The 23,001-nt window shown below is 64.4% G+C and carries 16 protein-coding genes; 11 read left to right on the top strand and 5 right to left on the bottom strand.

The genetic code is table 11. The annotated features are described in order from the left end of the window. The first annotated feature begins 4 nt into the window (after positions 1-4). Both IPM49_14650 and IPM49_14645 read left to right on the top strand, forming a co-directional pair. Positions 5-928 carry a type IX secretion system membrane protein PorP/SprF gene (locus tag IPM49_14650; GenBank protein ID MBK9275762.1) on the top strand — a complete coding sequence of 308 codons (924 nt, stop codon included), beginning with the start codon at positions 5-7 and terminating at the stop codon, positions 926-928. A 2-nt stretch (positions 929-930) separates the two neighbouring features. Further along, on the top strand, positions 931-2,829 hold the full coding sequence (locus IPM49_14645) for a PD40 domain-containing protein (protein ID MBK9275761.1): 1,899 nt from the start codon (positions 931-933) through the stop codon (positions 2,827-2,829). A gap of 259 nt (positions 2,830-3,088) precedes the next feature. On the opposite strand, the gene IPM49_14640 is transcribed toward IPM49_14645, so the two are convergent. Together IPM49_14640 and IPM49_14635 are read right to left on the bottom strand one after the other, a co-directional pair. Next, the gene (locus tag IPM49_14640) at positions 3,089-3,529 is read right to left on the bottom strand and encodes a KTSC domain-containing protein (GenBank protein MBK9275760.1); all 441 of its coding nucleotides are present in this window, start codon (positions 3,527-3,529) and stop codon (positions 3,089-3,091) included. A gap of 100 nt (positions 3,530-3,629) precedes the next feature. Next, positions 3,630-5,339, bottom strand: coding sequence for a pre-peptidase C-terminal domain-containing protein (locus IPM49_14635; GenBank protein ID MBK9275759.1), 1,710 nt, complete (start codon positions 5,337-5,339; stop codon positions 3,630-3,632). A 247-nt stretch (positions 5,340-5,586) separates the two neighbouring features. On the opposite strand from IPM49_14635, the gene IPM49_14630 reads away from it, so the two are divergent. Beyond that, positions 5,587-8,754 carry a hypothetical protein gene (locus tag IPM49_14630; protein MBK9275758.1) on the top strand — a complete coding sequence of 1,056 codons (3,168 nt, stop codon included), beginning with the start codon at positions 5,587-5,589 and terminating at the stop codon, positions 8,752-8,754. 9 nt (positions 8,755-8,763) lie between these two features. Further along, the gene (locus IPM49_14625) at positions 8,764-9,405 is read left to right on the top strand and encodes a response regulator transcription factor (GenBank protein MBK9275757.1); all 642 of its coding nucleotides are present in this window, start codon (positions 8,764-8,766) and stop codon (positions 9,403-9,405) included. Between the two features lie 30 nt (positions 9,406-9,435). Here the strand turns inward: IPM49_14625 and IPM49_14620 are convergent, their stop codons facing one another. Continuing rightward, positions 9,436-11,523, bottom strand: a complete 2,088-nt coding sequence (locus IPM49_14620; GenBank protein ID MBK9275756.1) for a hypothetical protein — start codon at positions 11,521-11,523, stop codon at positions 9,436-9,438. A gap of 54 nt (positions 11,524-11,577) precedes the next feature. Here IPM49_14620 and IPM49_14615 point away from each other — a divergent pair, with 54 nt between their 5' ends. Then, positions 11,578-12,123 (top strand): hypothetical protein, encoded by a 546-nt coding sequence (locus tag IPM49_14615; GenBank protein MBK9275755.1) that lies wholly within the window; start codon positions 11,578-11,580, stop codon positions 12,121-12,123. Between the two features lie 145 nt (positions 12,124-12,268). Then, positions 12,269-14,227, top strand: a complete 1,959-nt coding sequence (locus IPM49_14610) for a histidine kinase (GenBank protein MBK9275754.1) — start codon at positions 12,269-12,271, stop codon at positions 14,225-14,227. A 32-nt stretch (positions 14,228-14,259) separates the two neighbouring features. On the opposite strand, the gene IPM49_14605 is transcribed toward IPM49_14610, so the two are convergent. After that, the gene (locus tag IPM49_14605; GenBank protein ID MBK9275753.1) at positions 14,260-15,804 is read right to left on the bottom strand and encodes a hypothetical protein; all 1,545 of its coding nucleotides are present in this window, start codon (positions 15,802-15,804) and stop codon (positions 14,260-14,262) included. Positions 15,805-15,968: 164 nt separating this feature from the next. Between IPM49_14605 and IPM49_14600 the strand changes: the two genes are divergently transcribed. Next, positions 15,969-18,398 (top strand): M1 family metallopeptidase, encoded by a 2,430-nt coding sequence (locus tag IPM49_14600; GenBank protein ID MBK9275752.1) that lies wholly within the window; start codon positions 15,969-15,971, stop codon positions 18,396-18,398. A 6-nt stretch (positions 18,399-18,404) separates the two neighbouring features. On the opposite strand, the gene IPM49_14595 is transcribed toward IPM49_14600, so the two are convergent. Further along, entirely contained in the window at positions 18,405-19,373 is a 969-nt protein-coding gene (locus IPM49_14595; GenBank protein MBK9275751.1) for a Fic family protein, read from the bottom strand. 307 nt (positions 19,374-19,680) lie between these two features. Between IPM49_14595 and IPM49_14590 the strand changes: the two genes are divergently transcribed. The 4 genes from IPM49_14590 to rpsJ are packed head-to-tail and all read left to right on the top strand — an operon-like array spanning position 19,681 to position 22,999. Further along, positions 19,681-20,079: a 30S ribosomal protein S12 gene (locus IPM49_14590; GenBank protein MBK9275750.1), complete on the top strand. Its 399-nt coding sequence runs from the start codon at positions 19,681-19,683 to the stop codon at positions 20,077-20,079. 6 nt (positions 20,080-20,085) lie between these two features. Beyond that, the gene (rpsG, locus tag IPM49_14585; protein ID MBK9275749.1) at positions 20,086-20,556 is read left to right on the top strand and encodes a 30S ribosomal protein S7; all 471 of its coding nucleotides are present in this window, start codon (positions 20,086-20,088) and stop codon (positions 20,554-20,556) included. Between the two features lie 18 nt (positions 20,557-20,574). Next, positions 20,575-22,680, top strand: a complete 2,106-nt coding sequence (gene fusA / locus IPM49_14580; GenBank protein MBK9275748.1) for an elongation factor G — start codon at positions 20,575-20,577, stop codon at positions 22,678-22,680. Between the two features lie 13 nt (positions 22,681-22,693). Then, positions 22,694-22,999, top strand: a complete 306-nt coding sequence (gene rpsJ, locus IPM49_14575; GenBank protein ID MBK9275747.1) for a 30S ribosomal protein S10 — start codon at positions 22,694-22,696, stop codon at positions 22,997-22,999. Positions 23,000-23,001: the final 2 nt, after the last annotated feature.

The following is a 23,001-nucleotide window of genomic DNA, read 5'->3' as shown; positions in this document are numbered from 1 at the left end:
CGCCATGCACCGCATCCTACCTCTGCTGTTCATCCTGCTCGCCTGCGCATCGGCGCATGCGCAACAGGAGGTGATGGTGAGCCAGTACATGTTCAACGGGCTCTTCCTGAACCCTGCCTACGCCGGAAGCCATCCGTACGTGAGCGGCAGCCTGCTGCACCGTGAGCAATGGACGAACATGCCCGGCGCGCCGCGCACCAGCATGGCCGCCGTGGATGGTCCGCTCTGGAACAACCGCATGGGCCTCGGGCTCTCCGTGGTCCACGACCAGATCGGCATCAGCCGCGACCTGGACATCTCGGGGCACTATGCCTACAGCATCCGGACCGGTGGATCGAGCCGCCTGGCCTTCGGACTGCGCGCCGGCCTTTCCGTGTACTCAGCACGCCTCAGCGAACTCACCTACTGGGATGAGGACGACGCGGTGTATGCCCAGAACCTGAGGAACGCCCTCGTGGGCAAGTTCGGCTTCGGCCTCTACTGGCACGACCCGCGCACCTATGTCGGGCTGTCCGTGCCGAACCTCTACAGCGCGGACGATCAGGTGAGCCAGGCGAACGCCACCGTGGTGGACGATTACTTCACGCGCCACTTCTATCTGCACGCCGGACGCGTGTTCCCCGTCAGCGAGAGCATCGACCTGAAGCCCTCGGTGCTCATCAAGGTGGAGACCGCCGCACCGCCCCAAGCCGACATCAACTGCAACGTCCTGTTCCGCGAACGGCTCTGGGTGGGCGCTGGCTACCGCACCGGCGACGGCGCCATCGCCATGGTCGAATACCAGATCACGCCGGTGTTCCGGGTGGGTTATGCCTACGACATGACCACCTCACGCCTGCGCCGGTTCAGTGGAGGATCGCATGAGGTGATGCTCGGCATCGACCTTGGCAAGGACCCCATCCGCATCAAGTCACCCCGTTACTTCTGATCATGAGCCCAACCGTGCGCCACACCTTCCTTCTGGCCGGCGCGGCCCTGCTGACCTCCTGCGCGAGCCTGCACCTGCACAAGGGCGACAAGGCCTTCGACCTGATGCAATACCGCAAGGCCTCCCACCATTTCGACCGCGCCCTGCGAACCGCCCCGGTCCGCCACGTGCAGGTGCGGCTCGCCGAAGCGCTCTTCCGGCAGAACGACCCGCAAAGGGCCCGCGAGTTCTATACGCTCGCCGACGCCACGCTCCGCCTGAGCGGTGACACCGCTCTGCACTACGGACAGGTGCTGCTCTCCACGGGGAGCACCGATGCCGCGGCCGCGCTCTTCCTGCGCGTGCTGGAAGAGACACCCGAGGACCGGCGTGCACAGGACCTCTTCGCCTCCACGCGCGATGTGGCCCTGTTCTACACGGACAGCGCCCGCTACATCGTCAACCGCCTCACCCTGCCCGGCCTCACCACGGCCTTCAGTCCACGGCCCCATGGCAAGGGCCTCCTGCTGGTGGGAGAACGGCCCGCGCCGGCCGCCAAGGCCGATCCCTGGGACGGACTCTCATACATGGACCTCTACACCGTGGACAAGCGCACGGTGGTGACCTGGACCGAGGCCGTACCGCTCCCCGGCGTCGTGAACGGCCCCTATCACGAAGGGCCGGCCGTGCTCTCCCCGGATGGACGCACGCTCTACTTCACCCGCAGCGACTATTTGAAGCGCAGGCTCATGAAGGACGACGCCAACACGAGCCATCTGATGCTGTTCCGCGCCACACTGGACAGCGCAGGGCATTGGGGCGACCTGATCGACTTCCCCTACAACAGTCCCGACTGGAGCACCGGGCATCCGGCGCTGAGCGCCGATGGGCGCACGATGTACTTCGTGAGCGACCGTCCCGGGGGGCTTGGCGGCACCGACATCTGGATGAGCGAGGATCGCGGCGCCGGATGGACCGCACCGGTGAACCTCGGACCCACGGTGAACACCCCCGGCAATGAGCTGTTCCCCGTGGTGAACGGAAAGTCGCTGTATTTCTCCTCCACCGCGCACCGCAACATGGGGGGGCTGGACATGTTCGAAACGCATCCGGAGAACGAAGGCTGGAGCACGCCGCGCAACCTCAACGCCCCCCTGAACACGCCGTTCGACGATTTCGGCCTGGTGCTCGACAGCACCGAACAGGGCGGCTATCTGAGCAGCAACCGCGAAGGCAGCGATCAGGTGTACGTGTTCTGGGCCTATGAGCCCACCTTCTTCGTGGAAGGCGAGGTGACGGGCGATTCCGGTCTGTTCCTGCCGAACGTCCATGTGACGCTGACCGACCTCACGCTGAACGAGGATGTCACGGCCATCACCGGTCCCAACGGGGCCTTCTCGTTCCCGCTGAAGGCGAACACCGATTACCGCATCAAGGCCGCGCACGCCGATCACCTGACCCGCTCGATCGAGGTGAGCACCAAAGGCCTGCTGCGCTCCGACACGTTGCACCACGGCATCCAACTGCAAGGCGCCCAGGTGGGGCAGAGCTTCGTGCTGAACAACATCTACTACGACTACGACAAATGGGACATCCGCCTGGACGCGGCGAAGGAGCTTGACCGCGTGGTGCAGCTCATCAACGACAATCCGCACCTGAGCTTCGAGCTCAGCGCCCACACCGATGCCCGTGGCAGCGTGCCGTACAACCTGGTATTGAGCGACGCGCGCGCGAACAGCGCGGTGAACTACCTGATCCGTCGTGGCGCCGACCCCGTGCGCATCCATGCGATGGGATACGGCGAGGAGCGGCTGGTCAACGGGTGCGGCGATGGCGTGAAGTGCACGGAAGAGGAGCACCAGGCCAACCGGCGCACGGAGTTCAAGGTGGTGAAGGCCGACCAAGCCTCCATCGGCCGATAGGCTCAGGCCATCACCGTACGCCGCAGGAACGGCCAGCTCTGGGCCGCTGACAGCTCGGCGATGTGGAGCTCGCCGGCCCCATCACGCCACTGCAAGGCCACACGCCTTGCCCGCGACCTACCCCCGCGCAGCCTGGTCACGCGTTCCATCGCCGCCCTGCCAGTTCGGCGGTACTGAAGTGTTCCTGCGGCGGACCGTGGCATGCCCCCAAGATAAGCGAGGGGGCGACATGTGCCGATCCGGTGGTCGAAAAGCCCGATCAGACGGTCACCGCGCTGCTGACGCGACGCTGCGGGAAAGCACCTATCAGATGGCGCCGCACAAAGCGGGGGGTCGCATCCGTGGCCACGAACTTGTTGTAGGTGTTGGCCGGCACACCCACGAAGGCATGCTCGCTGCCATCCCCGAAGGTGAGGCTGAGCACCCGCCCCTTGTAGTTCCAGCCGGCAATGCCGCTCGCGAGGGTGCGCTCGAACTCCTCCGCCCGGGCGGCCCGCGTCTCGGGATGCAACCCCTCGAGCAGCTTATAGGCCGCGATGATCCGCTGGCTCATCGCCTCGGCCGACGCGCGTTCCCCCTCGTCCGTGAACCGGTCGGGGTGGTGCTGCTTCATCAGGCTCTTGTAAAGGCCGTTCAGCTCCTTCAGCGACAGGTCCGCGGTGGCCCCCAACAGGGCGCGGCTTTCAGCGATCTCCTTCATGGCTCGGGAATTCGGGCCGCAAAGGTCGGGGTTTCCGGCGGAACACGCATGGAAGGCCCCGGTCGCCGACCGGGGCCTTCCATGTACGGTCCACTTCCGGTCACCGACGCAGCACCAGACGCGTCGATGACCGCCAGTTCGGGTCGATGAGCCGCACCGTGTACACGCCGTCGGCCAACTGCCCCAGATCGAGGTCCATGATGGAACTGACGGCCCGGACACCTTGTACAGAGCGACCGAGCGCATCCAGAAGCTCCAATCGGGTATCGCTGCCGACCGCAAGTGCCGAAAGATCGAGGCGTACCTGACCATCGGTCGGGTTGGGTACGGCGAGGATCCGACCGTCAGAGCCGGACTCCCCGATCGCGGTCACGTTCTGGACCACGGCCACACAGATGCAGGTGCTGGTGTTCCCGTTCCCATCGGTCACCGTGAGGGTCACATCCACCAACCCGACATCGTTCACATCAAAACCGGTTGGCGAGACGCTCAGACTGACCGGACCGCAGTCATCGGTGCTCCCGTTGTCCACCTCCGCCGGATCGAGCATGGTGGTCTGCTGGTCGACCACATCCACCGCGAGCGCGCCCAGACATACGGCCATCGGCGGGGTGCTGTCACCATTGTCGACCTGGAAGGTGATGCTGGTCGTCGATCCGCATGCATCCTCGGCCATCACGGTGTGCGCACCCAACCCGAGCGAACCGCCCGAGGTCGCTCCACCGATGTTGTTCCCGTCCAGCACATACTCGAACGGGGCCACCCCACCCCCGGTCGACCAGCTGGCGGCCCCATCGGTCGCGCCCGCGCAGCTCACCGGCGTGATGTTCGTTGTGGCCAGAGAGAGCGCGTCCAGCGGTCCCGCCGTGACCGACAAGCGGAACAGACCCGTGCTGGACGAAAAGCCCTCGACGCACACCTTGTAGGTACCTGCGCAAAGGGCCGTGGAGATGAGCGAGGTGGCGCCCGTGCCGCCATCGTCATCCGAGGCGATCATGTTCCCGAAGTCGTAGAACAAATAGGCCTTCGTATCGAAGTCGGTCACCGGATCGTCCGTGCTGATGGTGACCGTGGCAGCCTGATCCAGAGTGAAGGAATACCACACGTCAGCGGATGACTCCCCGTAGGAATCTCCATACTGGAGCGGTGCACTGCTGGACACGGGAACAGAGCGGTTCGCGTTGATGTCAGCCTTCGTCTGGCCTGCGGTGATGGTGCCGAAGCTGAGCGGATCGGAGGCCACATCGCCGGCGGAATAGCGCCATGTCTCGGCCCAGATCTGGTTCCAGACCCCGGCGTTCGGGAAGATCCAGCCCGTGCCAGAGGCCAGCCACGGGTTCCATGTGCACGGTCGGAAGTCGGTGCTCGGGTAAACAATCGGCATCTGGATGTTCCCGTCCCGAAGGATGGCGTTCCCGTTCCAGAAATCGTCATCACCGGAGGTGTAGCTGCACGGGTCCGAATTGTCCGATTCCCACGCCTGGAGCGTGATCTGGAATTCCGCGGTGAACGGATGGTTGGTCCCCCAGAAATAGGTGCCGCTCGGGTCACCCTGATAAGGGACAGAGGATGTCGACCAGTTCGAGCACACCCATCCGTACCAACCAAGGCTGCTCACCCAGAAATCATTGCGCACGGTGGGTTCGGCGTCGTAGGTGGGGAAACCATCGTCGCTTCCCGTGAAGCTGGTCTGGTCCGAGCGGAACTCGAAGTTGATGTTGTTGTTCACCACATCCGTCCATTGAGCGGTCACCGATGACATGCGGAGCAGCAGGATGAAGGAAAAGAGCGGAGTACGAAGTGATCTCATGGTATTGGGGTCAAGTGTTGATCGTGAAGCCACGCGGCAAAAGAACCCCGGCCACCGTGCCGTGTCCATCCTCCATCTCAATGACCTTCAGCCTGGTGCATCATTGGTCCCAATGACAAAGGCGGGGGCTTGAAATGGCCGGCGAACCCAGCCGGTACCTGGAGATCATCGGGCACGACGTGCGTGCCGCGGGAACAGTACAGGGCATCAGCGCGGGCAGCCTGATAATCCCGAACTTCCGCCATTCATGCGACTCGCGATCGCCGCATACCTGCTCGCCACCCTGGCCGTGGCGCAACAACCATCGTTACCCGCCCGCAGGGTCCCGGCGGAGCTGATCACCGTGGACGATGGGTTGCCACAGGGCATGGTGTGGGCCATTCTTCAGGACCGGTCCGGATTCCTCTGGTTCGCCACGAAGGATGGACTCGACCGGTTCGACGGGTACGAGCATGTGGTCTACCGGCATGATCCGGAGGACAGCTCGACCATCTCCGAGAGCCACGTCACAAGCCTCATGCAGGACAAGCGCGGGCGGATCTGGATCGGAACGGACAGCAAGGGCGTGGATGTCCTTGACCCCACGACGGGCCGGTTCACGCATGTCCCGGTGTCCGCAGAGGACCAGACCGTTCCGACCGTCGTGCACATCGCCGAACATCCGGGCGGCGACATCTGGATCCACTGCTTCTTCGGCACCGTGTTCATCGTGCTTTCCGATGCTGCATCCATCAACGGAACTCCACGGCTTCAGCGGCTCAGCGACCTATACGGGGAGGTGAGCACGGCCGGGCTCCGGGACATGGAGATCGCGGCCAACGGTGATGTGTGGCTGCTTGGCAAACAGGACCTCAGGGTGTTCTCCTGGAGCGACGGCCGAATGACCGAGCGCATCACCATTCCCATTCCCTGGCCCCACGACGACAATGTGTTCTTCCCGGAGCTCGTGACCAACGGCAAGGCGGACCGCATCCTGCTCTCCTGGGACCATCGCATCGTGGTGTTCGATGCCGCGGACCGTTCCGCGATGGACACCATCCTCATCGAACAGATGCAGAGCAGGGAGTCCCGACTGTTCCTGGACAACAAGGACCGGCTTTGGGGCCTCACCGGCAAGGGTTCCTGGTTCAGAACGGACCTGCGGGACCGGACCACCGCCTACCTGCAGCCGGTCCTGGAGAACGGCCGGGTCCTCTCCCTGGCGTGGTTCGCTTCATGGGCCATGGACCGCATGGGCATCCTGTGGTGTGGCACCACGGGCCATGGATTGGTGAAGTACGACCCCTTGGCCGAGCGGTTCCATCGATGGAGCGACGACACCGGAGAGGTCGGCTGCACGGAGATCGTCAGTTGCGATCTGGAGGGCCGGATGCTGGTCAACGCCGACGAGTTCAAGGTCCTGAACGACCCGGTGAGGCCGCTCCGGTCCACCGGGCTGGCGGAAGCATTGGCGAGCCATGGACTTCAGGCGGATTGGAAACGATGCGTCCGCGACCCGCAGGGCCGCTTCTGGTTCTGCGGCATCCGACGTGGTGCGCCGAACGTTCGACACCTGTACCGCCTCGATCCCGCGAACGGGTCCATCACCACGATGACCAAGGGCCCGGACGACTACTTCATCAACGTGTTCCCCGGTGTCGGCGACACGATATGGGTGTGCACAGCGGGCCGAACGACCGACAAGGACACCGCCCTTTCGGCCTTTGACACACGGACCGGGGAACGCGTGGCCCACTTCCTTTTCCCCGCGCCGGTGAAGGGAAGCACGCGACGAGGAATCTCCAGCTGGCAGGTGGCCCCCGGCGGTTCGATCTGGATGGGCTCGGACCTTGGTGTGCTTTCCCTTCGGCCCTCGACCGGTGAGTGGCGGCGGTTCACAGTGATCCCCGGGGATCCCACGTCACTCCCCTCCAACGTCGTGTTCTCCCTTCATCTCGACCCGGAAGCGCCGGAGCGCTACATCTGGATCGGCACGGCCGGAAGCGGAATGGCGAAGATGGACATGGCCACCGGACGGTGTGAGCGGTACTCGCTGGACGAAGGCCTGCCGAACAACGTGATCTACGGCATTCTGAGCGACCGCAGAGGCCATCTGTGGATCAGCACGAACAGGGGGCTCAGCCGGTTCGATCCCCGCACCGGAGCCACCAGGACCTACACCTCGGCCGACGGGATCGCTGGCAATGAATTCAATCGGTACAGTGCCGAACGAAGCGCTGACGGCCTGTTGTTCTTCGGCGGCATGGAGGGCATCACCTGGTTCGACCCGGAGCGGTTCCATGGTACGGAAGAGCCATCACCGACCCTGATCTCCGGTCTTCGGTTGATGAACAAACGCGTGAGCGAGGCAAGCCATCCGGATGTCCTCGACCGACCCGTCCACCTTTCATCATCCATCGCGCTCCCGTATGACGAACGCATGCTGACGTTCGAGTTCAGCTGCATGGACCTCTCCGATCCGATGCGCAACACGTTCCGATACCGTCTCCTCGGCCTCAGCGACGAATGGGTGGAGTCCGGGACCGAGCGTACGGCGACGTTCACGAACCTCGACCCCGGAGGGTACACGTTCCAGGTCCAGGGACGGAACAGCAAGGGGGTGTGGGACCCGGACGGGGCCCGCCTCAGGGTGGAGATCGATGCTCCGTGGTGGGGGACATGGTGGTTCCGGATCGCCGCCGCGCTTGTCGCGCTCGCCACCGTTTATTCGTTCTACCGCTATCGCCTGGACCGCGCCGTGGAAGTGGTCCGTGTGCGTGAACGCATCGCACGGGACCTGCACGACGAGATCGGGTCCACACTGAGCAGCGTATCCCTGCTGAGCACCGTGGCACAACGCAAGGTGGGGGGCAGGGCACCGGAAGCCAGCGATATCCTCGGTCGCATCACGGAGAACACCACTCAGGTGATGGAGGTGATGAACGACATCGTGTGGGCCGTGAACGCGGACAACGACGATATGGCCAGCGTGATCAAGCGGATGATGGCCTTTGCCGTGGGCGCGACCGAAGCGCGGGAGTGCGCCCTGTCCTTCCAGGCGGAGGAGGACCTGAAGACCTGGCGTCTGGGCATGGCCCAGCGCAAGAACCTGTATCTCATCTTCAAGGAGGCGGTGAACAACGCCGTGAAGTATTCCGGCTGCGCGCACCTGCGGATCACCCTGTCCCGCGATGGCCGATGCATCGTGCTGCACGTGAACGATGACGGGGTCGGGTTCGACCCGGGCTCGAACAGCCACAGCCCCGGAGGGGGGAACGGGCTGATCAACATGCGCCAGCGCGCCGCCGAACTGCCCGGGACCCTGACCATCACCTCCGCAGCGGGACAGGGCACCACGGTGGAGCTCCGGTTCGATCCGACCTCCGGCAGAAGGTCATTGGAACCAATGAGGCAGGATGGACAGCAGGTCGGATAGCTTCGCATCATGGACCTCCGGGTGGCCATCTTCGATGACAACGCCAAACGGCGTGAAGGACTGCGCCTGCTCATCGACTCCACGGAGGGCATGACCTTCGTGGGCAGTTGGCCCGACTGTCGTCAGGTGGTCCGGCACATCGCCGAGACCGACCCCGACGTCGTGCTCATGGACATCGACATGCCGCATGTGGATGGGATCACCGGCGTCTCGCTCATCCGAAAACAGTTCAAGGACCTGAAGATCCTCATGCAGACGGTCTTTGAGGACAACGACAAGATCTTCCACGCCATCCTCGCCGGGGCGAACGGTTACCTCCTGAAGCAGACCACGCCGACCAAGCTGATCGATGGCATCATCGAAGTGGCCCAGGGTGGCGCTCCGATGACCCCGGTGGTGGCCGCCAGGGTGCTGCAGCTGTTCGCGCAACGCGGCAACACCGCCCTGAGGTCCGTTGACTTCCACCTCACCGAACGCGAGCTGGAGATCCTGCGCTACCTGGTGGACGGGTACAGCTACAAGATGATCGCCGGCGAGTGCGGCATCACCTATGCCACGGTGAACACCCACGTGAGCCACATCTACGAGAAGCTCCAGGTGAAGGGCATGGCCGGTGCGATCAGCGTGGCATTGCGGGAGGGCCTGGTGTAGCGCGATCACACCTCCCGATCCCGCCTGCCATCAGGCTGAGATCGCCTCGGCACTGCGGTGCACGAAATACATCTCCAGCTCCCCTTTGCCCTTGGCCTGCACCTTCCCGCGCGGGGTGAAGACCAGACCCGGCACCTCCTTCACCAGGGCATGGGTCGCCTCGCTGATGTTCACCCGGCCCACCTCGCCGCTGCTCTCCATGCGCGCAGCCGTGTTCACCGTATCGCCCCAGATGTCGTACTGGAACTTCTTCACCCCCACGATGCCGGCGACCACCGGACCGCTGTGGATCCCCACGCGCATCTCGAACCACGGCTGGCCCTGCGCTTCCCGTTCGGCCTTGTGCCGCACCATGAAGGCCTGCATCTCCAGCGCCGCAAGCACCACATCGGCCGGTGAGCCGTGCGCCGGATCGGGCAGGCCGCCGGCGGCCATGTAGGCATCGCCGATGGTCTTGATCTTCTCCACCCGGTGCCGCTCCATGATGGCGTCGAAGGCCTTGAAGCACGCGTTGAGCTCCGCCACCAGCTCGGCCGGCCCCACCTGTTCACTGAGCTGCGTGAACCCCCGGAAGTCCGTGAACAGCACCGTGGCCCTGTCGAAGTGGCGGGCGTCCGCGGCGCCCTTCGCCTTCAATTCCTCCGCCACCTCGGCGGGCAGGATGTTGAGCAACAACGCGTCGGACCGTTCCTTCTCGGTGCGAAGCTCGGCCGTGCGCTCCTTCACCTCCGAATCCAGCTCATCGCGCTGACGGGCCACCAGGCGGTTGTGGTGCGCCGACCGGATGCCGAGATAGACCGCCACGCTGACGGGAACGGCCACGTACGCGCAATAATCCGCCAGGGTGGACAACCAACCGCTCAACGCCATGCCGGTGAACTCACTGCCCATCTGCAGCACGAGCGTGAGCAGCAGCGAGGCCACCGCGCCGGCACCCACCCAGCGTTCATATCCTCCGGACCTCAGCAGACGGACCCCTGATCGCACCACCTCGATGGTGAACCAAACCATGCCGACGGCCATGACGAGCCCTCCAAGAAGAGCGCCGATCACCAGGGGGATGCTTGTGTTGGTGAAGCTGAGGCCTTCAGTGGTGTGGGCCAGACCGGCCTGCACCGCGGCCACGAAGGCCAGCAGGGTCACCGTCATGGCCATCACCATCCAGGTGAACCGGCGCGATCCTCGAACGCCCGCGTCGCCACGGAGATGACGCAGGACCATGATCAACAGGAAGAAGGGCCAGGGCACAAGCACGGTGGCCATCGCATCGAGCATGCCCGCAGTGCCATCCTGGAGCCCCAGCAAGCGTTGCTCCCCGCCGACCTCGGCCACCGTGGCCAGCACCGAGGCCAGGGATAGCAGCGCCAGCAGGCCCCAGCCCCGATCCCGCTTGTCGTCCATCCAGATGAGCAGGGACAGGACGAGGATGATCGCATTGATGCCGATGAAGATGCCGTAGTGGAAGGTCGTTCGTTGCACGGCATACGCCCGGTCCGCCGCGTGCAAGGTGACGCGCAAGCCGAGTTGCTGAAGGGCGTCTCCCGGTGTTCCCGTCAGGCGCAGCGCGATCACCTCCACCCTGCCATCGGCCGCGAAGCGCACGGGCACCTCGACCACGGTCACCGAGTCCGAGCGCGGCATCAAGGAACCGACGCTCCACCGCGGCAGCTCATCGATCACGCTGGTCCGCATGCCATTGATGAACACCTCGAACGGGGCCCTGCAGACCACACGCAGAAGAAGGGGTGCATCCTTCAGCTCCGGACGTGCGACGAGGTGAAGGCGCACCCAGTGCACACCGGTCAGGGATCGCAGGTCATCCCGCTTCACGCGTGACACGGCGGCCCAGGTGCTGTCCTCAAGATCGCGCAGGGCATTCGACGCATCATCCAACACGGTGTGCACCGGAGAGCACTCCACCATCAGGTCCATGCCCGGCACCTCATGGCCCACTCCGGGTACATCCGTCAGCAGCTCGCGCAGCTCGCGCAAGGACACCACCTCGGCACCGCGGATCAGGGTGTCCACCTCGTCCACGACCACATCCACAGGCTGTGCCCCAAGGGGGGCCAGGGCCCAGGAAAGAGCGAGGCACAGAAGGATGCGCTTGCCGGGCATGGCGAAAAGGTAGGGGGCGCCGCGCAACCCGATGGGCTTCGTAGCCTTGTGCACGTGCTGACCGCCCCCGACATCGCCTGGCACATGCGCCTGTTCGCCCAACACCTCGGGCACCAATGGATCACACCCAACGTGGCCTACTACGCCTGGGAGAGCGATCTGCTGACCGTTACCCGTGAAGGGTTCGTGTGCGAGGTGGAGATCAAGGTGAGCCGCAACGACCTGCGCAACGACCTGTTGAAGCCCAAGCACAGCCAGGGCATGTTGCTGAACGGGGCCTTTCAGGAAAAGCCGGAAGGCGTGCGCCCCACCTCTTCCGAAGCCCGTGAACTGGACAGGCATGCACGCGGCGAGGTCACCTGCAGACGCCCCAACTACTTCTGCTTCGCGATGCCCTGCGACGTGTACCGCAAGCCGCAGCCCATGCCCTTGCCGCCCTATGCCGGCGTGTATACGGTGGATGACGAAGGGCGTGTGTTCGAGGAGAAGCGGCCCATCCAACTCCACGGCGCCCGCATCACCACGGATGATCTGCTGGACCTGGCCCGGCGCATCCACCACCGGTACTGGAACGAACTGCGGCGGAACGGGAGGGGCTGAGCGGGGTCGGCCCGCGATCCGGAGCACAGGGTCCTAATTCGCGTGCCTCACATCGGGACCGGCCGCTATCTTGGACCAAACACCGATAAGGATGCCCTCGATGTTGAACGCATGCCGCAAACTCATTGCGATCGCCGCGATCCTGATGCTGCCTGTATCCATCCGCGCCGGCGCCCCATTGTCGAGAGTCGACAGCCTGCGCATCGCGCTGGCCTCTGCAACGGACATGGTGGAGCGATGGTCCACGCTGATACGGCTGGCCCAGGCTCACCGATCGTTCAACATCGACTCCAGCACCTACTACCATCGCAAGGCCCTGATGCTCGCGCAAAAGGCAAGCAACAAGGACCTGGAAGCCAGGTCATGGAGGGCGATGGCGGAGCTGGATCTCATGCGCGATGCTCGGGGTGAGGCCGGAGCCTGGTGGGATTCGGCGAGGACGCGGTTCGAAAGGGCCCTCGTGCTACATGAAGCCCTGGCCGACAGCATCGGCCTCGTCACGACACTTTCCCTCGCAGGCCTGCAGTTCGCAGAGACCAACCCCCCACTTGCACTGCAATGGGCCACCAAGGCCCAGCGTTGGCTGTCACCATCCGTTTTGGCGCAGTGGCAGGAAAGGCCCGACCTGCGCGCCAACTTGGCGAGATCCCGATCGGGCATCAATGAGACCCTGGGGTGGTCCTATTTCCAGCTCGGCCGTTTCTCCGAGGCGCGTGTCGAACTGGAGAAGGCGTTGGACACAAGCACGCGGAACGGGCTGTTCCTGTTCGGGATCCGTGCAAAGCTCATGGACGTCGCCGAACAGATGCACGATGACGAACTCATGCTGCGCATCGGTCGCGACATGTTATCCGATCTCGATCGCATGCATGTGACACATGGACAATTCGAGCTGCGTGCCAAGCTGATCCGCGCATATGTGCATCTGGGGCGATGTGACAGTGCGCTACGGACCTCCCACGTTGCGCTTCGCGAGGCGGAGAAGGAAAGGGAGCAAGGCGAACTCGGACCTTATCTGGTCGGCTCGGTCCATGCGTCAACGGCCCTGTGCCTGGCCCGTCGCGGGGACCGGAATTCCGCTCTCGAACACCTGTACGAAGCGCAGGATGCACTGCGTAGGACCAAGGATGATGCCAGCATCCTCATGCTCGTCTCCGCGCTCTCGGAGGCCTACAGTGAATTGGGATCCCATCGGGAGGCTTTGCAGATGCGCGACTCCGCCTACCGCACCGAGCGGCGCCTTCTGGGAGTCAAGGAACGCGGCCTGATGCTCCAATTCCAAGAGCTCTACGATGCCCAGGGCAAGGAACATCAGATCCGTGAGCTGGAACAGGAGGCCCGCATCCGGGTGCTCCAGGTCGAGCGCGAACGCCGGAATCTGGTGATGACCGCAGGCGCCGCCCTGATGGTCCTTGCAGCCGCAGGCCTCTGGTTCCGAACAGACCGCCGCCGGCGGAAAGAGCGCTTCGAGCGTGAGGCCGCACAGCTGGAGACCCAGGCCCTGCGCAGCCAGATGAACCCGCACTTCATCTTCAACGCGCTGAACTCCATCCACGCGTACATCCAGCAACAGGACCCGGACCGGGCCGGCAGCTTCGTCACCAAGTTCGCCCGCGTCATGCGCAGCGTGCTGGAGAACAGCCGCCATGCCGAAGTACCCCTGCGTGACGACCTCGACACCCTGAAGGCTTACATGGACCTGGAACGGCAGCGGAGCGGTTCCTTCGATTACTCGGTCGAGGTGGACCCCGAGGTGGACCAGGACGAAGTGCTCGTGCCCCCCCTCGTGGTGCAGCCCTTCGTGGAGAACGCCATCTGGCACGGCATGGCGGGCAGGGAGGGCAAAGGCCACATCACCCTGCGGGTGGAACGCCGGGGCGGGCAGCTCACGTACATCATACAGGACGATGGCGTGGGCCGGAAGGCGGCGCCCCCCACCCCGCAGGGGCATCCGATCAAGAAGACCAGCCTGGGCACCGCCATCACGCGCAGCCGGCTCGACCTGGTGCAGAAGCAGCATGGCGGCAAGGCCGGGTTCCGGTACGTCGACCTGGATGTCGGCACCCGTGTGGAGGTGGACATGCCCCTGCTCACGGCCACCTGAACCGTGCGGACCGATGCACGTCCGCGCTGCGGTCAGGCCCGGACCTCCGTTCGCTTTCCCCGCCGCACCGCCTCGCTGTACGTGATGCCCTCCACCTTGGACAGGCTCCAGGCCATGAAATCGAAGTAGTTCAGGGCCAGTCGCTCCTGCGGGTCCTCCATCAGTTCGCTGAGCCGCTCGTGCAGGCTCCGGTGAAGATCACGCCGGGCCCCCGGCTGCGTGGCGCGCGCCAGCCGCTTCACGTGGTCGATCAGGACGGTCTCCGTCTCGTTCGCGCGCTGTCGCTTGCTGAGGAACCGGTGCGTGCTGCGAACGATGTACTCGAGCAGGTCGAAATTCCCCAGCTCATAGTGCACCACCAGGTTGAACAGCCGCGCGTAGGTGAACAGGTCCTGGCGAAGGGTGGGTTCGGTGTCGTTCAGCAACTTGTTCAGCCAGAACAGCGCCTTGTTCATCTCGCCGGCGCCGAAATACGCGCAGCTCAGGGCCCACCAGAACTCCAGCTCCTGCTCCTTGTGCAGCCTCGGCCCCTCCTCCTCAAGGCCCGACAGCACGGCCGGAACCAGTTCCAGCGCCTTGTCATGTTCGCCCATCCGGTCCAGCAACCGCAGTTCGCTCAGGTAGCTGGCGTTGAAGACCTGCACGGCGATCTGGATGCCCCCGAAGGCCGGTTCGTCCGTCATGGCCCGCATGAGCTTGATGTGCTCCCGTGCACCCTTGAACTCACCAAGCTCGATCTGCGCGTTGATGATGTAGTGCAGGGTGCGGATGTATCGCTTGGCGAGGTCGGCACGCAGGGCCTTCTCCCGGTCCAGGATCTCCTTCACCCGCATGAACTTCGTCAGGCTCGTGCGCCAATCGCGCTTGGCCCAGGCACAGAACCCCTGTGTGTAGTAGCAGATCGTGGCCGCGCGATGGCTCAGTGCCGTGTTCTTCCCCACGATCAAGGGATGCTGGGCGATCTCCTCCACCATGGCGTGCTCCTCCTCGCTGCGCACATACCCACCGCTCCGGAACACGTAGTTGATCTTGCTGTACAGGATGTGGTACGCCGCCAGGTTCCGCAGCTTCTCCAGCACCTCGCTCTCCTCGGCGATGAGCGCATCCAGGTCCTTGGTGAACTCCCCGCTCTCATAGGCCTCCTCCAGCAGCATCTTCTCCCAGTTGAGCAGCTCGAAGAGGTAGTAGAACTTCTCGTTCTCCCGCGCGATCCGCTTGGCCCGGTGCAGCAGCTTGTTGCACTCCTTGTAGAGCGCCTTGTCGTACAGGATCTCGATGTTCTTGATCTCCTGCTTCAGGATCCCGCTGATGGTGCTCTCCGCGTGATAGGCACGGAGGGCCTTCAGGATCAGCTTGTACAGATGGTTCTTCTCCGAGGGGAAATGCCGGATGAAGGTCTCCTTGGCGAACTGCCGCTTGAGCGCATCCTCATCGTAGATGCGCTGCTTGTCCACCGCATCGAAGATCCGCAGGTAATTCTTGTCGCCGGCCTGCATTGTGCTGTGCAGCTTGAAGAAGCGCTTCTCGCTCTTGGTGAGCGAACGGACAAGGTCGTGCAGTTCGGTGCTTGGCTTCATGCGTCCGTGGGATCACAAGGCTGATTCTCAAATGTAGGGATCCCGTCAGCCTCCATCGGTCATGTGAACGTCCGCTTTCGCCCGGTTAGCTTTGGGCGGTGACGAAGGACCCCGCACCGAGGATGGAACAGACCAGCCCGACCCTTCGTTCGCACCTCCCGCCCATGCGCCTGCCATCCCTGATCGCCAGCTTCATCGCCCTCTCCGCCGCGACCGCACAGACCACCTGCCTGGAGTCCAAACGAACGGGTGACGCCCCCCCGCACCGCAGCGGCCTGCAGGATCAGCGCAGTGACAGCATCGACATCCTCCATACCGCCATCCACCTCGACCTCACCGCGTGGGCGAACGATCGCATCTCGGCCCGCACCGTGGTGCGCTTCGCTCCGCTCGTACCCGGCGTGGACGCCATCCGTCTGGACCTGATCGACCTCACGGTCGATTCGGTGCTGGACGCCAACGGCCTCGGACTGGGGTTCATCCACAGCGGCGGCACCCTGCTCGTGGACCTCGGCCAGCCCTACGGTCCCGGGGATGAAGTGGAGGTCGCCGTGCACTACCAAGGGGAACCCGCCACCGACCCCAGCAACTTCGGAGGCTTCTATCTGGAGAGCCAATACCTCTACAACCTGGGCGTGGCCTTCACCAGCCAACCTCACAGCTACGGCCGCAGCTGGTTCCCTTGCTTCGACAACTTCGTGGAGCGCTCCTCCTTCAGCTTCCACATCACCACCAACGGGCCCCGAAGCGCATGGTGCAACGGCCGCCTGCTGGGCACCACCCCGCTCGGCGGGGACACCCTCCTCACCGAATGGGAACTGCTGGAGCCGATCCCGAGCTACCTGGCCTCGGTGGCCGCCGGCAACTACCGCAATGTCCACCTGGCCTTCACGAGCATCGACGGTGACACCGTTCCGGTTGACCTCGTGGCCCTCCCCGCGGACACCGCCCAGCTCCGTGCATCCTTCGTGCACCTTCAGGATGCCTTCGATCGGTTCGAGAGCTGCTTCGGCGCCTACCGATGGAACCGGATCGGCTATCACCTGGCCAGCCGCGGTGCCATGGAGCACAGCACCAACATCACTTACCCCGACTTCATCGCCGACGGCTCCACACAATACGAGGCCACCATGGCCCATGAACTGGCCCACCAATGGTTCGGCGACCTGGTCACCTGCGCACGGGCCGAGGAGATGTACATCAACGAAGGCTTCGCCGAATACCTCAGCTACCTCTTCCTGGAAGCGGTGCATGGGACGGGACGCTACCGGAACACCGTGCGCGCCAACCACTACGCCATGTTACGCCGCTGTCATTGGGAGGACGGTGGCGAACACTACGCCCTTTCGGAGGTGCCGCAGGAGTGGACCTACGGCGAGCACAGCTACAACAAGGGCGCCGACGTGCTGCACACGCTCCGCAGCTACCTCGGCGATGCGGCCTTCTGCAGCGGGCTCACGAGCTTCCTGGACACCTATGCCTTCCAGCCCGTGACCACGACGCAGTTGCGCGACCACCTCTCCGCCGCCACCGGGCAGGACCTCACGGCCTATTTTGACGACTGGATCCTGCAACCCGGATGGGCCGGCTTCGAAGTGGACTCCTTCACCGTGGTGCCCCAGGGCGGTGTGTTCAGCACCATTGTGCATGTCGAGCAGAAGCTCAGGGCCGCGCAACACCTCTATACCGATGTGCCCATGTCAGTGACCTTCGTGAGCGCGACGGGCGATCGCTGGAGCCCGGGCGATCCCGTACCCTTGGGCGGCGCGCAGACCACCTTCACCGTGGACGCGCCTTTCGCGCCGATGGACGTCCTGCTCAACGCGGACGACCGCATCAGCCAGGCCGTCACCGCCGTGGAGGACACGCTGAACGCGCCAGGCACGGTGAACCTCCAGCAGGCCGATGTGATGCTCATCGCCCAGAGCATCCCCACCCCCACCCCGTTGCGGGTGGAGCAATACTGGACCGCGGCCGATGCATGGACGGACCCTCCCTTCCTCTACATGCTCTCGCCGGACCGGTGGTGGCGCGTGCATGGCAGCTTTCCCACCGGCACGCAGATCCGCGCCCGCATCAACTACGACGGCCGGGCCAGCAGCGCCGGCGGTTTGGATGTGGGCTTGATGGAAGACCTGCCCGGACTGCCTTTCCACGAGGATAGCTTGCTGCTGCTGCACCGACCGAACGCCCACTTCCCCTGGAGCCCCTGGCCGCAGCAGACACGGACCACCCTGAACAGCCCCACGGACCGCACCGGGCGCATCGAGGCCGACGGCCTGCAGCCCGGTGACTACACCCTGGCGCGTCGGACCAGCGCGGTGGGTCTGCCGCCGATGCCTGACATGCCGGGCGTGCGGACCTGGCCGGATCCCACCTCGGAGCAGCTGACGATCGCCTGGCCCGGCGATCCGCCCCGCGGAACTGTGGTACGGCTGCGCGACCAGGCCGGTCGCCTCCTCCGTGAAGCCGCCCTCGTGCAAACGCTCACCCACATCTCCGTGGAGGATCTGCCGGCACAGACCGTTCAGGTGTCCGTCGTGGGACCGCAGGGGCTTGAACGCGGGGTCGGACGCTGCATGATCGTGCGGTGATGCCGGTCAACCGGCCTCCCTGTAGCGGGCGTTGCGGCCGTCGCCGTTCCGCACCAAACGCCCTTGGACCACCGCTTCGCGCAGATCGCGGCTGGCCGTGGCCGTGCTGAGCTCGGGGAACCGCGACCGGTAGTCCTTCCGATGGAACCACCTCGCGGGCGCCTGTTGCAGGAATATGGCCACACGTTCGGACCCGCCGCGCACGGGATCGGGCATGGCCAGCAGCTCGGCCAGGGCCTCATCGATGCGCTCCAGCATGTACGCGATGAAGCCACCGCAATCACCCTGGCGGTCCGCATACTCCAACGCCGCATAGTAGGCCGGCTGCGTGCGGTGGATGAAGGCCTCCACGGGCAGGTAGGCGAACACGGGCCAATGACGCATGAGCACGCGACGCTGCCACAGCCGCGCCAGGCGACCGTTCCCCGCGCTGAAGGGGCGCAGGTACACCAGGGCGAAGTGCAGCATGCAGCTAACGATCACCGGAGGGGTGTCGTCGTTCTCCACGATATGCAGCAGCTCCGCCACCTGTACGGGAACATCGTCCGCCGGTGCCCGGCGCAAGGGCGGGGGATCGCCGTACAGCACGTCCATGGGGCCCGTGCGGAACTGCCCGGCATCGAGGGCCAGGCCATGCATCAGCACCCCGTGCACCTGCCTGAGGTCGCCGATCGCGTGCGGGTCCAGCGTCGGCAGAAGGTCCAAGGCCCGGTGGGTGTTCACCACCTCCAAGGCGGACTGGTCCAAACCTTCCAGCGGTCGGCTCACCAGCTCCGCCACGGGAAGCGGGTCCAGCACGCTGCCCTCCAGGCCCAACATGGCATGCACGGCGCTGACCCGGTAGGCCTTGGACAGCTCGGGAAGCGGCGTGTGCAGGTGCCGGGCCTGCACTTCGCCCAGCCGGTGATGGATGGTCGTCAGCAGGTTCAACATCCGGCTGTGGAAGGTGTAGAAGGTGTACGCGGATGAGATCACGATAAGATCATTTGATACCATACAAAGGTAAACGCGCACAACGAACGGCACCGGCCGACGACCGAAGCGCGGGCCTCGGGAAGAGAAGGACCAGCCCGGCGCTGGCCATACACAAAACCCTGTTTTTCTGACAGTTACACACTATCCACCCGATGGGTCGCGGGCCTGTGACGGGCACCAATGCGGGTCCCGTGCGGAAAATTCCTTCAACAGGAGTTGGTTGAAAGGCCGGGATATCTACCTTTGCAGCCCGTTTTTCGCGCCCAAACTGGGCGGAAACGACTGAAAGACAAGAGAAAACGAGCCGATGCCTACCATCCAGCAGCTCATCCGCAAGGGGCGCGAAAAGGCGCAGTACAAGAGCAAGTCGGTCGCACTGACCAGTTGCCCGCAGCGCCGCGGCGTCTGCACCAAGGTGTACACCACCACCCCGAAGAAGCCCAATTCGGCCCTCCGAAAGGTGGCCAAGGTGCGCTTGGTGAACGGGTATGAGGTCATCGCCTACATCGGCGGTGAAGGCCACAACCTGCAGGAGCACAGCATCGTGCTGGTGCGGGGCGGACGTGTGAAGGACCTCCCGGGTGTGAAGTACCACATCGTACGCGGCGTGCTCGACACGGCCGGCGTGGAGGGCCGCAACCAGCGCCGCTCCAAGTACGGCACCAAACGTCCCAAGCCCGGCGCCAAGCCCGCCGCCAAGAAGTAAGCTGTCATGCGCAAGACCACGACCAATCGGTACGTCACCACCCTGCCCGACCCCAAGTTCGGCGATGTGCTGGTGACCAAGTTCGTGAACAACCTGATGTACTCGGGGAAGAAGAACAAGGCCTTCGACATCTTCTACAACGCGATCGACATCGTGGGTGAGAAGAGCGGAGAGGACGGCTTGGAGGTGTGGCGCAAGGCCCTGCAGAACGTGACCCCCCAGGTCGAGGTGCGCACACGCCGCGTGGGCGGTGCCAACTTCCAGATCCCGCAGCCGGTGCGCGACGACCGCAAGCGCAGCCTCGCCATGAAATGGCTGATCGGCTACAGCCGCGGCCGCAATGAGCGCAGCATGGCCCAGAAGCTCGCCAACGAGATCCTCGCGGCCAGCAAGGAGGAGGGCGCCGCGTTCAAAAAGAAAGAAGAAGTCCACAAAATGGCCGAAGCGAACAAGGCCTTCAGCCACTTCCGCTTCTAAGCCAACGAGCACAGCCACATGGCCCGCGACCTCAAATACACGCGCAACATCGGCATCATGGCGCACATCGATGCCGGCAAGACCACCACGTCCGAGCGCATCCTGTACTACACCGGCCTGGTCCACAAGATCGGCGAGGTGCATGACGGGGCCGCCACCATGGACTGGATGGAGCAGGAACAGGAGCGCGGCATCACCATCACCAGCGCCGCCACCACCACCAGCTGGAACTACCGCGGCGAGAAGTACAAGATCAACCTGATCGACACCCCGGGCCACGTGGACTTCACCGTGGAGGTGGAGCGCAGCCTGCGCGTGCTCGACGGTGCCGTGGCCCTCTTCTGCGCCGTGGGCGGCGTGGAGCCCCAGAGCGAGACCGTGTGGCGCCAGGCCAACAAGTACCAGGTGCCCCGTCTGGCCTTCGTCAACAAGATGGACCGGAGCGGTGCGGACTTCTTCAACGTCGTGAAGCAGATCCGCGAGCGCCTCGGAGCCAACCCCGTTCCCCTGCAGGTGCCCATCGGGGCCGAGGCGGACTTCAAAGGGGTGGTGGACCTGATCAACAACCGTGGCATGGTGTGGAACGAGGCCGACCAGGGCATGACCTGGAGCGAGGTGCCCATTCCCGCCGACCTCGTCGACACGGTGAAGGAGTGGCGTGACAAGCTCATCGAGGCCGTCGCCGAAAGCGACGACAAGCTGATGGAGAAGTACTTCGCCGACCCGGACAGCCTCACCGAGGCCGAGATCATGAACGCGGTGCGCATCAGCACCATCAACATGAGCATCACTCCGGTGCTCTGTGGAAGCGCCTTCAAGAACAAGGGCGTTCAGACCATGCTCGACGCCGTGATGGCCTACCTGCCCAGCCCGATGGACATCGCCGCCGTCACCGGCACCAACCCGGAGACGGGAGAGGAGCTCGTGCGGCGCCCTGACGCCAAGGAGCCCATGGCCAGCCTGGCCTTCAAGATCGCCACCGACCCCTACGTGGGCCGACTGGCCTTCTTCCGCTGCTACAGCGGCGCGGTGCCCGCCGGCAGCTATGTCAAGAACATGCGCACCGGCAACAAGGAGCGCATCAGCCGCATCTTCCAGATGCACGCCAACAAGCAGAACCCCGTGGAAGTGATCGAAGCGGGCGACATCGGCGCGGCGGTCGGCTTCAAGGACATCCGCACCGGCGACACCCTGTGCGATGAGAGCAACCCGATCGTGCTGGAGAGCATGAGCTTCCCGGAGCCTGTGATCGGCATCGCCGTGGAGCCCAAGAGCCAGGCCGATATGGACAAGATGGGGACCGCCCTGTACAAGCTGGCCGAGGAGGACCCCACCTTCCGCGTTCACACCGACGACGAGACCGGTCAGACCGTGATCAGCGGCATGGGCGAGCTGCACCTGGAGATCATCGTGGACCGCATGAAGCGCGAGTTCAAGGTCGAGTGCAATCAGGGCGCCCCCCAGGTGAAGTACAAGGAGGCCATCAGCGGCTCCGTGGAGCACCGCGAGGTCTACAAGAAGCAGACCGGCGGCCGCGGAAAGTTCGCGGACATCCACGTGCGCATCGAGCCCCAGACCGATCAGGAGAAGAGCGGGCTGGAGTTCATCGACGAGATCAAGGGCGGCTCGATCCCCAAGGAGTTCATCCCCGCCGTGGAAAAGGGATTCAAGGCCAGCCTGCAGAACGGCGTGCTCGCCGGCTACCCCATGGAGAGCCTGAAGGTGACGCTGTACGACGGTTCGTTCCACAACGTGGACTCCGACGCGCTGAGCTTCGAGATCTGCGCCAAGAGCGCCTTCCGCGAGGCCGTGCCCAAGTGCAAGCCCGTGCTGATGGAGCCCATCATGAAGATCGAGGTGGTGACGCCCGAGGAGAACATGGGCGATATCGTGGGTGACCTCAACCGTCGCCGCGGCACCATCGAGGGCATGGAGGACCGCTCCGGCGCCAAGGCCATCAAGGGCAAGGTGCCCCTGAGCGAGATGTTCGGCTACGTCACCAGCCTTCGCACCCTGAGCTCCGGCCGCGCCAGCAGCACGATGGAGTTCAGCCACTATCAGCAAGCCCCCAACAACGTCGCCGAGGCCGTGCTGGCCAAGGTGCGTGGCAAAGTGTCCGCCTGACCCCCCAACTGCGATGACCCAAAAGATCCGCATCAAGCTGAGGTCCTACGATCACAACCTCGTCGACAAGAGCGCCGAGAAGATCGTGAAGACCGTGAAGAGCACGGGCGCCGTGGTGAGCGGTCCCATCCCTCTGCCCACCCATAAGCGCATCTTCACCGTGCTGCGCAGCCCGCACGTCAACAAGAAGGCCCGTGAACAGTTCCAGCTCTGCAGCTACAAGCGCCTGATGGACATCTACAGTTCGTCCAGCAAGACGATCGATGCCCTGATGAAACTGGAGCTCCCCAGCGGCGTGGACGTGGAGATCAAGGTCTGACC

This window comes from Flavobacteriales bacterium, assembly GCA_016715895.1.
Lineage (GTDB): Bacteria > Bacteroidota > Bacteroidia > Flavobacteriales_F > PHOS-HE28 > PHOS-HE28.
The sequence above is the reverse complement of the archived record's forward strand: the minus strand, read 5'-3'. Positions and strand labels throughout refer to the sequence as shown.

Coding starts and splice junctions, on each gene's coding strand:
- IPM49_14610 (MBK9275754.1), top strand. CDS start 12,269: ATGCTGCCTGTATCCATCCGCGCCGGCGCCCCATTGTCGAGAGTCGAC.
- IPM49_14640 (MBK9275760.1), bottom strand. CDS start 3,529: ATGAAGGAGATCGCTGAAAGCCGCGCCCTGTTGGGGGCCACCGCGGAC.
- IPM49_14600 (MBK9275752.1), top strand. CDS start 15,969: ATGCGCCTGCCATCCCTGATCGCCAGCTTCATCGCCCTCTCCGCCGCG.
- IPM49_14635 (MBK9275759.1), bottom strand. CDS start 5,339: ATGAGATCACTTCGTACTCCGCTCTTTTCCTTCATCCTGCTGCTCCGC.
- IPM49_14650 (MBK9275762.1), top strand. CDS start 5: ATGCACCGCATCCTACCTCTGCTGTTCATCCTGCTCGCCTGCGCATCG.
- IPM49_14620 (MBK9275756.1), bottom strand. CDS start 11,523: ATGCCCGGCAAGCGCATCCTTCTGTGCCTCGCTCTTTCCTGGGCCCTG.
- IPM49_14625 (MBK9275757.1), top strand. CDS start 8,764: ATGGACCTCCGGGTGGCCATCTTCGATGACAACGCCAAACGGCGTGAA.
- rpsG (MBK9275749.1), top strand. CDS start 20,086: ATGCGCAAGACCACGACCAATCGGTACGTCACCACCCTGCCCGACCCC.
- rpsJ (MBK9275747.1), top strand. CDS start 22,694: ATGACCCAAAAGATCCGCATCAAGCTGAGGTCCTACGATCACAACCTC.
- IPM49_14590 (MBK9275750.1), top strand. CDS start 19,681: ATGCCTACCATCCAGCAGCTCATCCGCAAGGGGCGCGAAAAGGCGCAG.
- IPM49_14630 (MBK9275758.1), top strand. CDS start 5,587: ATGCGACTCGCGATCGCCGCATACCTGCTCGCCACCCTGGCCGTGGCG.
- IPM49_14605 (MBK9275753.1), bottom strand. CDS start 15,804: ATGAAGCCAAGCACCGAACTGCACGACCTTGTCCGTTCGCTCACCAAG.
- fusA (MBK9275748.1), top strand. CDS start 20,575: ATGGCCCGCGACCTCAAATACACGCGCAACATCGGCATCATGGCGCAC.
- IPM49_14645 (MBK9275761.1), top strand. CDS start 931: ATGAGCCCAACCGTGCGCCACACCTTCCTTCTGGCCGGCGCGGCCCTG.